Origin of the sequence: Leucobacter sp. gxy201 (genome assembly GCF_051043335.1) — a bacterium.
In the GTDB taxonomy this organism is placed as follows: domain Bacteria; phylum Actinomycetota; class Actinomycetes; order Actinomycetales; family Microbacteriaceae; genus Leucobacter.
On record NZ_JAMXWS010000005.1, the window covers coordinates 1 to 12,820 of the forward strand.

Consider the following 12,820-nt stretch of genomic DNA (forward strand, 5'->3'; position numbering starts at 1 on the left):
GGGGGGGCGCCCCCCCGCCACGGAGGTGCCGGATGCGGGACTCGAACCCGCACACCTTTCGGCAGCGCATTTTGAGTGCGCCGTGTCTGCCAATTCCACCAATCCGGCGTGTCGTTCTTGGTGCGGCCCCGATGTTTCGCGGGGCACAGGAGACTACATTAGCGCAGTCCGCGGACCGATCCGGGCACGGGCAGCGCGCCGACTCATCGCTTTCCCACGAGAGCGGCGCCGCGATGTCCTAGACTGGGGTGCGTGAATGACCAGAGCACCGCATCGAGCACCCCGCGTCGCGTCGTTGTAGCGGAAGATGAGTCCCTGATCCGTCTCGATATCGTCGAAACTCTTCGCGATAACGGATTCGATGTCGTGGGCGAAGCCGGCGACGGCGAGGAGGCGGTGCGCCTCGTCGAGGAGCTCCGCCCCGACCTCGTCGTGATGGACGTGAAGATGCCGAAACTCGACGGCATCTCGGCGGCCGAACGCATCAACAAGGATCACATCGCCCCCGTGGTGCTGCTGACCGCGTTCAGCCAGCGCGAGCTCGTCGAGCGCGCCAGCGAGGCGGGCGCGCTCGCGTACGTCGTGAAGCCGTTCACCCCGAACGACCTGATCCCTGCGATCGAGATCGCGCTCTCGCGCTTCCAGCAGATCGTCGCGCTCGAGAGCGAGGTCTCCGACCTGGCCGAGCGCTTCGAGACGCGCAAGCTGGTCGACCGCGCGAAGGGCATTCTGAACGACAAGATGGGTCTCTCGGAGCCCGAGGCGTTCCGCTGGATCCAGAAGGCGTCGATGGACCGCCGCCTCACCATGCAGGACGTCGCGAAGACGATCATCGACCAGCTCGGCCCGAAGAAGGACTGAACCGGTCGCGGGCTGCACGGGCCCGGGCAAGGCCGCCCTGCCGGCGGATTACGCCTCGAACTTCTTGTAGTGGTTCGTGATGCGAATCGTCGAGCAGCGGCGGCCTTCGTCGTCGCTGACGACGATCTCGTGCACGGCAATCGATTTGCCGATGCGGATGGGGTGGCAGACGCCCGTGACGATGCCCTTCGTGGCCGAACCGGTGTGCGTGGCGTTGATGTCGACGCCGACGGCGACGTAGCCTTCGCGGGCGAGCAGGTTCGCATGCATCGAGCCGAGGCTCTCGCCGAGCACCACGTAGGCTCCGCCGTGCAGCAGCATGACCGGCTGCGTGTTGCCCTCGACGGGCATGGTCGCGACGGCGCGCTCCTCGGTGAACTCGATCATCTCGATGCCCATGCGGTCTGCGAGGGCGCCCATGCCGCGCCAGCGGATGTAGTCGAGGCGGTCTTCGGCCATACCGATCCCTTCGTGATGCGCTCGCGCGCGAACTCCAAGCGGCGCACTCCCGATCGTCGGGAGCGGCTTGTAGGCTTGGCACGTGTCGAATCCTCAGCCTACCCTCATGATCATCGATGGCCATTCCCTGGCCTTCCGAGCGTTCTACGCCCTGCCGGTCGATAGCTTCCAGACCCGCACCGGCCAGCACACGAACGCCATTCACGGCTTCATCTCCATGCTCATCAATCTGCTCGGCAACGAGCGGCCCGATGCGCTCGCCATCGCGTTCGACATCTCGCGGCATTCGTTCCGCACCGAGGAGTACCCGGAGTACAAGGGCACGCGCGGCGAGACGCCGGTCGAGTTCAAGGGGCAGGTGCCGCTGCTGCAGGAGGCGCTGCACGCGATGGGCATCCGCACCCTCGAGAAGGAGAACTACGAGGCCGATGACATTCTGGCGACGCTGTCGACCCGCGCGGCGAACGCCGGGTACCGGGTGCTCGTCGTCTCGGGCGACCGCGATACCATCCAGCTCGTCGACGACCGTGTGACGCTGCTCTACCCGTCGAAGCAGGGCGTGAGCGAACTCACCCGCTACGACGCGGAGAAGGTCATGGAGCGCTACGGGGTGCGCCCCGAGCAGTACCCCGAGATCGCGGCGCTCGTCGGCGAGACGAGCGACAACCTGCCCGGCATCCCGCGCGTCGGCGAGAAGACCGCGGTCAAGTGGATCACCCAGTTCGGCTCGCTCGAGGAGATCCTGCGGCGCCAGGACGAGGTGGGCGGCAAGGTGGGCGAGAGTCTGCGCGAGCACGCGCATCTCGCCGAACGCAACCGACGTCTGAACCGCCTCGTGCGCGATGTCGAGCTCGATGTCGAGCTCGACGAGCTGAAGCGCGGCGAGATCGACATGGATGCCGTGCAGGAGGTCTTCGCGCGGCTCGAGTTCCGCACGCTGCTGCAGCGCGTCGGCAAGCTCGCGGGCGTCGAGGTGACGGGTGCCGGCGCCGGCGCGGGCGGCCCCGCGGCCGCGCCACTCGTGCCCGAGAAGCCCGAGGCGAAGCTGCTGCTCGACGAGGAGCTCGGCGACTGGCTCTCGAAGGTCGACCGCCCGGCGGTGCGCATCACCGAGATCGGCGACGGTTTCGAGGTGGGCGTCGCGACCGCCGAGGCGTCGACGCTCATCCAGTGGCAGCCCGGCGGGCGCGATTACGCCCAGTTCGAGGCCTGGCTCGCCTCCGATGCGCCCAAGATCTTCTTCGACGCGAAGCAGCAGATCGGTGCGGCGCGCCGCGCCGGCTGCGAGATCGGCGGCATCGACGGCGACGCGCTGCTCGCGGCATGGCTGCTGCGGCCCGCCACGGCCGAGAAGAATATCGCCGAGGCCGCTCTGCGGTTCCTCGGCGAAGAAGTGCCGGTCGGCGACCCGAACCAGCTCGTACCCGACGAGGCGAGCACCTCGGACTCGGCGGCGCTCGCCTGGTACATCGTGCGCACGCACGCGGCGATCCTCGAACGGTTCGAATCGCGCACCGCAGAGGTGTACCGCGACATCGAGCTGCCGCTCGTGAGCGTGCTCGCGGCGCTCGAGCAGCGCGGCGTCGAGATCGACCTGCCGCTGCTCGAGGCGCACGACGCCGAACTGCGCGAGCGTGTCGCGGCCCTCGAGCAGCGCGCGTTCGACGCGATCGGCCGCGAAGTCAACCTGTCGTCGCCGAAGCAGCTGCAGGAGGTGCTCTTCGATCAGCTCGACATGCCGAAGACCCGCAAGACGAAGAGCGGCTACACGACCGACGCGGCAGCGCTCGCCGACCTCCAGGCCAAGAACCCGCACCCGTTCCTCGACGCGCTGCTCTCGCACCGCGAGGCGAACAAGATGCGGCAGATGGTCGAGACGCTCATCAAAGCGGTGCAGGGCGACGGCCGCATCCACACGACGTTCCTGCAGACCGGTGCCAGCACGGGGCGGCTCGCGTCGACCGACCCGAACCTGCAGAACATCCCGGTGCGCTCGGAAGAGGGCCGCCGGATTCGCGAGGGCTTCATCCACGACGCCGAGTACGAGACCCTGATGACGGCCGACTACTCGCAGATCGAGATGCGCATCATGGCGCACCTGTCGGGCGACGCAGGCCTCATCGAGGCGTTCAACGCGGGCGAAGACCTGCATCGCTTCGTCGGGTCGCGCATCTTCGGCGTACCGCCCGAGGAAGTGACGAACGAGATGCGTTCGAAGGTGAAGGCGATGTCGTACGGCCTCGCCTACGGTCTGTCGGCCTTCGGTCTGTCGAAACAGCTCGGCATCACGGGTGCCGAGGCGAAGCAGCTCATGGTCGACTACTTCGAACGGTTCGGCGGAGTGCGCGACTACCTCCGCTCGGTCGTCGACCAGGCGAAGCGCGATACCTTCACCGAGACCATCTTCGGGCGGCGCCGACCGTTCCCCGATCTCGCGAGCCCGAACCGCATCCTGCGCGAGAACGCCGAGCGCGCGGCGCTGAACTCGCCCATCCAGGGCACTGCCGCCGACATCATCAAGCGCGCCATGATCCGGGTCGAATCGCGCATGCGCGAGGCGGGGATGCGCTCGCGCATGCTGCTGCAGATCCATGACGAGCTCATGTTCGAGGTCTCGGCGGGGGAGTGGGACGCCCTCGAGGCGCTCGTGCGCGAAGAGATGGCCGGGGCTGCCGAGTTGTCGGTGCCGCTCGAAGTGCAGGTCGGCGGCGGCGCGAATTGGAATGCCGCGGCGCACTAGGGCGTAGCTGCTGCATCTTCGCCGTGTCGCGTCGAGGCCTGGCAGCGTGCGGTGCGAGGCGCAGGAGGTCGCAGGCAGGCCCGAGTATCGGATCCGCGATTCGGGCCCGGTGAGGGGTGTCGGTTCGCGCCGGCGCCGCTCGGAACCGAGCGCGACTTCCGCGTGATTCTGCGACTGGCCGAACGGTCGAGTCGCAGAATCACGCGTTTCGGGGCGGCCGGCGCGCCCGCGCTGATTGAATCGAGAACATGAACAGAGACATCACCAAACAGGATTTCGGACGGTTCGTCACGGAGCACCGTCGCGCTGCCGGTTTCACGCAGCGCCAGCTCGCCGAGCGACTGCACGTGACCGAGTCGGCCGTATCCAAGTGGGAGCGCGGTCTGTCCTATCCCGACATCACTCTGGTGCAGGCGCTCGCCACCGAACTCGGCGTCAGCGGTCAGGAGCTGATCAGCGCCAGCGAGGACCACGAGGGTCGAGCCGACAAGCGCGACGCCCGCAACTACCGTGGCTGGCGCCGTGCGATCCTCTGGACGACGCTGCTCACCTGGGCCGGCGCGATCCTCACCTGCTTCATCGTCAACCTGTCCGTGCAGCACACCCTGAGCTGGTTCTGGATCGTGCTGCCGGCCGTGGGTCTCGCGTTCTCGCTCACCACTCTGCCGCTGCTGCCCGTACCGCGACCGGGCTGGTCGGCCCTCGCGAGTGCCACGGCGTGTCTCGTAGTGCTGCTGCTCGTGGTCTGGCTGCAGTTCGCGGCAGGGCCGTGGCTCGTGATCGCGGTGTCGGGGGTGCTGTTCGGGCTGCTGCTCGTCTTCACGCCGATCTGGCTCACGCTGCTCGAACTGCCGGGCGGTCTCGGGCGGCATACCACCGTTCTCGCGCTCGTGATCGACACGGCGGCGCTCGTCGTGTTCCTGCTCATCGTGTTCGTCGCCCTCGGGCGGCTCGAACTGTGGGTGTGGCCGGTGCTGCCGCTCGTCGCGATCGGCGCCGTGCCGATCTGGCTGGTCGCGCTGACCATCCGCTACCTGCCGCTGCCTGCTCTCGGCGTGACCGCAGCGGTCGTGCTGCTCTTCGGAATCTGCGCGCTGGTGATCGGCCGACTGGTGAACGCGGTGCTGGGGGAGCGGGAGGCTGGGTACGTCGACCTGATGACCTGGGGCGACGCGACGATCGAAGCCAACATCCGCCTGCTGATCTTCTGCGCGGCCTGCGGGGCGGCGCTGGTGTTCGGAGCGGCGGCTCTCGTGCAGAGCGGGGCTCGCCGCCGCAGCGGGGCGACGGTCAGGTGATCGGCAGGGATCGCCGCGACGTGAAGCGCCGGTCCGACCCGTCGACGGGGTCCGTGAACGATAGCTCGCTGGCGAGCAGCTGCAGCGGATGCGCGAAGTCGTCGATATCGACCCCGCGCGACACCGGGTAGTGCGGGTCGTTCACGATCGGTACGCCGAGTCCGTTCATGTGCAGGCGCAGCTGGTGGGTGCGACCGGTAGCGGGCGTGAGCCGGTAGACGCCGGTGCCGTCGCCGAGGTCGACCTCGAGCTCGACGAGGGTGCGGGCGTTGACCGGGGCGCCGGGCACGACTTCGGCCTGCATCACGCCGTGCTGCTTCGCGATGTGGTTCTCCACGGTCAGCGGAAGCTCGAGCGCGGGGCCGATCGGGGCGACCGCCCGGTACACCTTGTGCACGGTCTGCTCCTGGAAGAGCGACTGGTAGGCGCCGCGCCACCGGCGTTCGACGGTGAGCAGCAGCAGGCCCGAGGTGACGCGGTCGAGACGGTGCGCCGGGGTGAGCTCGGGCAGCTGCAGCCGGTCGCGCAGCTTGACGACGACGCTCTGCGAGACGTGCCGTCCGCGCGGGATCGAGGACAGGAACGGCGGTTTGTCGATGACGACGATGCGATCGTCGCGGTGCACGATATCGATGCTGCCGGGCACCTCGGCCTCGTCGCGCAGCTCGCGATGGAACCACACGAAGGTGTGCGGGCGGTAGCGATCCCCGGAGCCGACGACCGAGCCGTCCTCGTACACGAAGGCACGCGCGTCGAGCATCGCGGCGACATCGACCTCCGCGGGGATGCGGCTGCGCAGCCAGGCGCCCATCGTGTCGAACGGCGGAGGTTCGCCGTGCACACGGTTCGCGGTGCGCAGCCAGGCGGCATCGAGGCCGTGGCGCTGTGGCAGCGGGGAGCGGGGAGGCACCCGGCCAGCCTAGCTCGGCGGCGCGGCGAACCCCGGGCGTGTCGCCGCTTGTTTCTGCGTGGATCGGCGGGTTAGACTGGAGTGTCACTTTTGTGGCGACTCAACCATGTCCACGCGCGGGTGGGCCCGGCGGCCGCGATCGCATCGCGGCCGAGCAGTTCCGGTGCGCTCCCGCCCGAATATCCTGTCCATTCTGGAGACCAATTTCATGACGAACGCAACGACCACGAGCAAGCAGGTCGCTATCAACGACATCGGCTCTGCCGACGACTTCCTTGCAGCGGTCGAATCGACCCTGAAGTTCTTCAACGACGGCGACCTCATCGAAGGCACCGTAGTGAAGATCGACCGCGACGAGGTGCTCCTCGACGTCGGTTACAAGACCGAGGGTGTCATCCCCTCGCGCGAGCTGTCCATCAAGCACGACGTGAACCCCGATGAGGTCGTTCAGGTCGGCGATCCCGTCGAGGCGCTCGTGCTCCAGAAGGAGGACAAGGAAGGTCGCCTGATCCTGTCGAAGAAGCGTGCTCAGTACGAGCGCGCCTGGGGCGACGTGGAGAAGATCAAGGAGAACGAGGGCGTCGTCACCGGCACCGTCATCGAGGTCGTCAAGGGCGGCCTGATCGTTGACATCGGACTCCGCGGCTTCCTCCCCGCATCGCTCATCGAGCTGCGCCGCGTGCGCGACCTGACCCCGTACCTGGGTCAGGAGATCGAGGCGAAGATCCTCGAGCTCGACAAGAACCGCAACAACGTCGTCCTCTCGCGCCGCGCGCTGCTCGAGGAGACCCAGTCGGCGACCCGCTCGTCGTTCCTCGCCGAGCTCAAGCCCGGCCAGGTGCGCAAGGGCGTCATCTCGTCGATCGTCAACTTCGGCGCATTCGTCGACCTGGGCGGCGTGGACGGCCTCGTGCACGTCTCCGAGCTCTCGTGGAAGCACATCGAGCACGCCTCCGACGTCGTCGAGGTCGGCCAGGAGGTCACCGTCGAGGTGCTGTCGGTCGAGCTCGATCGCGAGCGCGTCTCGCTGTCGCTGAAGGCGACGCAGGAGGATCCCTGGCAGGTCTTCGCCCGCACCCACGCGATCGGCCAGATCGCCCCGGGCCAGGTCACGAAGCTCGTTCCCTTCGGCGCATTCGTGCGCGTCGCGGACGGCATCGAGGGCCTCGTGCACATCTCGGAGCTGTCGGATCAGCACGTCGAGCTCGCCGAGCAGGTCGTGCAGGCGAACCAGCAGGTCTTCGTCAAGATCATCGACATCGATCTCGAGCGTCGCCGCATCTCGCTCAGCCTCAAGCAGGCCAACGAGGGCATCGACCCCGAGGGCACCGAGTTCGACCCGGCTCTCTACGGTATGACCACCGAGTACGACGAGAACGGCGAGTACAAGTACCCCGAGGGCTTCGATCCGGAGACCCAGGAGTGGAAGGAAGGCTTCGAGAGCCAGCGCGAGAAGTGGGAGCAGGAGTACGCTGCTGCCCAGGAGCGTTGGGAAGCCCACAAGAAGCAGGTCGCGACCGCGATCGTCGAGCAGGCTCAGGCTCAGGCCGACGCCCCCTCGTCGAGCTTCTCGAGCGATTCGAACTCGGGCGGCGCTCTCGCCGACGACGAGGCGCTCGCCGCTCTGAAGGCGCAGCTCGAGGGCAACTAACCCTCTGCTGACGACTCCAGTCGCACACGAAGGCCCGGTCTCCGTTCGGAGGCCGGGCCTTCGGCGTGCATGCGGTGCGCGTGCGGCGCGCACCGGGGGAATGCGTGCGCACCGGGGGACTAGGCAGTGGCGCTCGCAGCGCGCTTCGCACGGCGAACGGCGAGGCCCCGACGCAGTCGGCGCACGAGCAGCACGAGTACGAGCGCGAGGAAGACCACCGCCAGCACCGGCACGATGACCGCGAGCAGCGTGAGCACGACGGCGCCGATGTCTTCGAGGGTGCTCATCACCGCCGCCCCGGCCCCCGCCGTGACGAAGTTGATGACCGGGCGCGCTGCTGCCTTCAGCACGTGCGGCACGAGCGCGATCACGATGCCGAGCACGAACGGCCAGAAGTGCGCGGAGGCGACGAAGCTCTCGGGGTCGGCGACGGCGACCGTCTGACTCGCCGAACCCGCGGCGAACACGATGCCGCCCGATGCGGGCCGCACGACCGTCTGGATCACATCGTTCACCGAATCGAGCGCCGGGAACTTGTCGACGAGCACCTCGACGAGCAGCAGCGCCGCGACGATGCCGAGCGACCACCAGTTCTCGAGCCACAGCCAGCCGTCGGGCAGCTGCACGATATCGGTGAAGCGCGAGAGCAGCCCGATGCCGAGCATGGGGATGTACGCATTGAGCCCCGCAGCCGATGCGAGGGCGAGGCCGGTCAGGATCTCGAGCATGCCACCAGACTAAAGGAGGCCCGCTGCGCGCGCGGTAATCTATCGCGTATGCAGTTGATCGCGCTCACCGGCGGAATCGCCGCCGGCAAATCGACCATCGGCGACCGCTTCGCCCAGCTCGGCGCGGTGCGCATCGACGCCGATCGGCTCTCCCGTGACGCCGTGGCCCCGGCGACACCCGGCCTCGCCCGGGTCATCGAACGATTCGGCCCCGAGGTGATCGCGACGGGCGGCGAACTCGACCGCGCGAAGCTCGGCGGTATCGTGTTCGGCGACGCCTCGGCGCTCGCGGATCTGAACGCGATCGTGCACCCCGAGGTGCAGCGCCTGCTCGACGAGCGCCTCGCCGAAGTCGAGCGGTGCGACCCCGACGTCATCGTCGTCTACGAGATCCCGCTGCTCGCCGAGACCGGGAAGACGCGCGACTACGACCTCGTCGTCGTCGCCGATGCTCCCGAAGAGCAGCGCGTGCAACGCATGATCGAGCTGCGCGGCATGACCGAGAGCGAGGCCCGGGGGCGTATCGCGAACCAGGCGGGCGACGAGGCGCGCAGGCGCCTGGCCGATGTCGTCATCGACACGTCGCGCACCCGGGCCGACACGATCGCGCAGGTCGATGCGCTGTGGGCGCGCCTCACCAGGCGGCCCGCATGAGCGCAGAGGCGGCTCCGGGTCAGGCCCGTGCGAACTCCGCGAGCCAGTCGAGGCGCACCTGGGCGGCGAACGCGATGACGAGGTAGGTCGCGACGACGAAGACCCACGACCATGAATGCAGTTTCTCGAGCGACCCGCGACGCGCCGGGCCGGCCTCCCACTTCGACGGCGGCAGCAGCATCGTGATCCAGAACAGCGGGATCATGACGAGCCACACGATCATGCACCACGGGCAGAGCGTGCCGAGCACGAAGACGCTCTGGTACGAGAGCCAGCAGATGAAGGCGAATCCCGCCGCGAGGCCCAGCCGGTAGCCGATCCAGAACCACCGGGGGAAGCGTACGCCTGCGAGCAGTGCGACGCCCACGAGAACGGGGACGACGAAGGCCGAGACCCCGATGATCGGGTTGCTGAAGCCGAAGAGCGATCCCTGCCACGAGCCCATGTTCGGGCCGCAGGTGACGAGCACGCTCACCGAGCAGTTCGGAATGTAGTCGGGATTCTGGAGCGTGCGGATGTATTCGGTGAGCAGCTCGAACGAGGCGAACCAGCCGATCGCACCGGCGATGACGGTGAAGAGCGCGAAGGCCGTCGGGCGGGAGCGTGCGCGTGAGTCACTCATACGGGCGATCCTACTCGCCGAGGGGTGTGATCCGACTGCGAAAGGACCGCCGGTCGCGCGTCGCGTCGTGGCGGGGCGCGTTCTGGAAGATCTCGGGCGGGGCGTGTCATAATGAACTACGCGCGACATGCCGACGAGGCGGGTCGCACGCACAGTCTTTTGAATGCTGCGAAGCGTTCACCGGCCCGAGAACGGCCGAGTGCGGGTGTCGTATACGCCCGCGGACACACCAGAATTTCGCGGTGTTCCACCGCACCATAGAGTTCCCGCACTGCGCCTGGCGCTGCGGGTCATAAAGGAGACCACCGAGTAATGGTGAAGGATACGCAAAGCGAAGCAGCTGCAGCAGCGGGGGAGACCCCGGTCGTGAACGGAGAGAACGAGGAGCGGGTCGAAGCCGCGGGCGTACGGGCAGAGACCGCCGAGCAGCCCGAGTCCGAGGCGTCGGTCGCTGAAGCAGAGACCGAGTCGGTCGCCGAAAGCACCGAGTCGACCGAGCAGAGCGCTCCGGAGACCCCGACCGCCCCGACCTGGGCCGAGATGACCCCGGAGGAGCGCTTCCGCGCGACGACCAAGCTCATCTTCATCGCCCCCGATGTGCCCCCGATCCAGCCGCGGCCGCGCCGCAGCGATCTCACCCGGCTCGACGACATGCTCGACCGCCAGTTCGATCGCCAGGAGCGCCACGAGCCGCGCGACACGCGCGATGCGCGCAGCCAAGCGCACGAAGAGGACGACCGCGATCGGGCGGGCGCTTCGTCGCGCCGCCGCAGGCAGCGCGGGGGAGAGTCTGTCGCAGAGGACGACGCGCCGCGCCGCGCCCCGCGCCAGGCCCCGGTCATCAGCGAGCCGCAGCGGGTGAAGGGCTCGACGCGGCTCGAGGCGAAGAAGCAGCGCCGTCGCGACGGCCGCGATGCGGGCCGTCGCCGTATGGTCATCACCGAATCCGAGTTCCTCGCACGCCGCGAGGCCGTCGACCGCGAGATGGTCGTACGCACGACCGCCGACCGCGTACAGATCGGCGTGCTCGAGGACAAGGTGCTCGTCGAGCACTACGTCGCACGCTCGAGCGAGAACTCGCTCATCGGCAACGTCTACCTCGGTCGCGTGCAGAACGTGCTGCCGAGCATGGAGGCCGCTTTCGTCGATATCGGACGCGGCCGCAACGCCGTGCTCTACTCGGGCGAGGTCGACTGGTCGGAGTTCGAGGGATCGAACTCGGCGCGCAAGATCGAGAACGCGCTGAAGCCCGGCGACCAGGTGCTCGTGCAGGTCACGAAGGATCCGGTCGGGCACAAGGGCGCGCGCCTCACGAGCCAGATCTCGCTGCCGGGCCGCTTCCTCGTCTACGTGCCGGGCGGTGCCATGAACGGCATCTCGCGCAAGCTCCCCGACACCGAGCGCGCGCGCCTCAAGAAGATTCTGAAGGCCGTGCTGCCCGAGGGCGCCGGCGTGATCGTGCGCACGGCGGCCGAAGGTGCGAGCGAGGACCAGCTGACGCACGACGTGCAGCGGCTGGCGCGCCAGTGGGAGTCGATCCAGAAGCGCACCGAGAAGGGCGGCGGGCCGGCACTGCTGCACTCGGAGCCCGACATGCTCATCAAGATCATCCGCGACGTCTTCAACGAGGACTTCCATCGCCTGGTGATCTCGGGCGCCGAGACCTACGGCACGATCGAGCACTACCTCATGCAGGTCGCGCCCGACCTCATGCAGCGCGTCGAACGGTACGAGGGCGAGCGCGACGTGTTCGTCGAGTACCGGGTGACCGAGCAGATCGCGAAGGCGCTCGACCGCAAGGTCTGGCTGCCGTCGGGCGGCTCGCTCGTCATCGACCGCACCGAAGCGATGACCGTCGTCGACGTGAACACGGGCAAGTTCGTCGGTTCGGGGGGCAATCTCGAAGAGACGGTCACCAAGAACAACCTCGAGGCGGCCGAGGAGATCGTGCGCCAGCTGCGGCTGCGCGACATCGGCGGCATCATCGTGATCGACTTCATCGACATGGTGCTCGAGTCGAACCGCGATCTCGTGCTGCGCCGTCTCGTCGAGTGCCTCAGCCGCGACCGCACCAAGCATCAGGTCGCCGAGGTCACCTCGCTCGGGCTCGTGCAGATGACGCGCAAGAAGCTCGGCCTCGGGCTGCTCGAGTCGTTCAGCGACCCCTGCGAGGTGTGCGCCGGCCGCGGCATCATCGTGCATCACGAGCCGGTGACGAAGCATCGCAGCGAGCAGTCGTCGCGCGGTTCGCGCCGCGGCAAGGGGCAGCAGCAGAATCAGCAGCCGCAGCCCCAGCAGAACCACAATCCGCAGGCGCACGCCATCACCGACGGCGCGAAGAATATGCTCGCCCAGGTGGCGGCGTCGACGCTGAGCGGTGGCAAGCCGCACGGTGAGGACGACCACGTCGCCGAAGCGCACGGGGGCGCGCAGCCGTCGCGCGCCGGCGATCGGGCCGCGGCCGACGCATCCGGCGCGCAGAGTACCGGTCGTCAGCACGCGAGCGCTTCGGCTTCGGCGTCGCCCGACGATCTGCTGAACTCGCTGCTCGACGCGCTGCCTGAATCGCCGGCGGCAGGCACGGGCCGTTCGCGCGCCCGCCGTCTCGCCGGCAGCCGCGGCGGTGCGGAGCGCTCTGCCGCGGCCCGCGAATCCGCTGCCGCCATCGAGGCGAAGCAGGCGCTCGCGCAGGCGCTCGAAGAGACCTCGCGGCGCTCCGCGACCGGAGGCGAGTAGCGCGCCCGCATCCGGTGCGACACGATCCTGCGAAACACGCGGGGCCGTATTTGACCGGATTTGGGTCTGTGAGATATTATTGAGCGTTGGTGCCACTCCTTCCGGGTGGTGAAACGCAGACTTCGAAGCCGGTACACAGGCTTCGACATGATGACGATCCT

10 protein-coding genes and 1 tRNA gene are annotated in these 12,820 nt (G+C 68.2%); 6 read left to right on the plus strand and 5 right to left on the minus strand.

Annotation, left to right across the window (positions count from 1 at the left end):
* Nucleotides 1-26: 26 nt before the first annotated feature.
* Nucleotides 27-108, minus strand: a tRNA-Leu gene (locus tag NHL51_RS09265).
* Nucleotides 109-252: 144 nt separating this feature from the next.
* On the opposite strand from NHL51_RS09265, the gene NHL51_RS09270 reads away from it, so the two are divergent.
* Nucleotides 253-861 (plus strand): ANTAR domain-containing response regulator, encoded by a 609-nt coding sequence (locus NHL51_RS09270; protein WP_434143212.1) that lies wholly within the window; start codon nt 253-255, stop codon nt 859-861.
* A gap of 48 nt (nt 862-909) precedes the next feature.
* On the opposite strand, the gene NHL51_RS09275 is transcribed toward NHL51_RS09270, so the two are convergent.
* Nucleotides 910-1,320 (minus strand): hotdog fold thioesterase, encoded by a 411-nt coding sequence (locus tag NHL51_RS09275; protein ID WP_434143213.1) that lies wholly within the window; start codon nt 1,318-1,320, stop codon nt 910-912.
* A 106-nt stretch (nt 1,321-1,426) separates the two neighbouring features.
* On the opposite strand from NHL51_RS09275, the gene polA reads away from it, so the two are divergent.
* Nucleotides 1,427-4,060 (plus strand): DNA polymerase I, encoded by a 2,634-nt coding sequence (gene polA / locus NHL51_RS09280; protein ID WP_434143610.1) that lies wholly within the window; start codon nt 1,427-1,429, stop codon nt 4,058-4,060.
* A 248-nt stretch (nt 4,061-4,308) separates the two neighbouring features.
* Nucleotides 4,309-5,358, plus strand: a complete 1,050-nt coding sequence (locus NHL51_RS09285) for a helix-turn-helix domain-containing protein (protein WP_434143214.1) — start codon at nt 4,309-4,311, stop codon at nt 5,356-5,358.
* Here the strand turns inward: NHL51_RS09285 and NHL51_RS09290 are convergent.
* Complete coding sequence (locus NHL51_RS09290) at nt 5,351-6,268, minus strand: pseudouridine synthase (RefSeq protein WP_434143215.1); 918 nt, start codon at nt 6,266-6,268, stop codon at nt 5,351-5,353. The genes NHL51_RS09285 and NHL51_RS09290 overlap by 8 nt on opposite strands.
* Nucleotides 6,269-6,476: 208 nt before the next feature.
* Here NHL51_RS09290 and rpsA point away from each other — a divergent pair, with 208 nt between their 5' ends.
* Nucleotides 6,477-7,919, plus strand: a complete 1,443-nt coding sequence (gene rpsA / locus NHL51_RS09295; RefSeq protein WP_434143216.1) for a 30S ribosomal protein S1 — start codon at nt 6,477-6,479, stop codon at nt 7,917-7,919.
* A gap of 119 nt (nt 7,920-8,038) precedes the next feature.
* Here the strand turns inward: rpsA and NHL51_RS09300 are convergent, their stop codons facing one another.
* Nucleotides 8,039-8,647: a DUF4126 domain-containing protein gene (locus NHL51_RS09300; RefSeq protein WP_434143217.1), complete on the minus strand. Its 609-nt coding sequence runs from the start codon at nt 8,645-8,647 to the stop codon at nt 8,039-8,041.
* A gap of 48 nt (nt 8,648-8,695) precedes the next feature.
* Between NHL51_RS09300 and coaE the strand changes: the two genes are divergently transcribed.
* The gene (gene coaE, locus NHL51_RS09305) at nt 8,696-9,301 is read left to right on the plus strand and encodes a dephospho-CoA kinase (RefSeq protein WP_434143218.1); all 606 of its coding nucleotides are present in this window, start codon (nt 8,696-8,698) and stop codon (nt 9,299-9,301) included.
* Nucleotides 9,302-9,320: 19 nt separating this feature from the next.
* Here the strand turns inward: coaE and NHL51_RS09310 are convergent, their stop codons facing one another.
* Nucleotides 9,321-9,923 (minus strand): vitamin K epoxide reductase family protein, encoded by a 603-nt coding sequence (locus NHL51_RS09310; protein ID WP_434143219.1) that lies wholly within the window; start codon nt 9,921-9,923, stop codon nt 9,321-9,323.
* Between the two features lie 312 nt (nt 9,924-10,235).
* On the opposite strand from NHL51_RS09310, the gene NHL51_RS09315 reads away from it, so the two are divergent.
* Entirely contained in the window at nt 10,236-12,659 is a 2,424-nt protein-coding gene (locus NHL51_RS09315; RefSeq protein WP_434143220.1) for an Rne/Rng family ribonuclease, read from the plus strand.
* Nucleotides 12,660-12,820 lie beyond the last annotated feature (161 nt).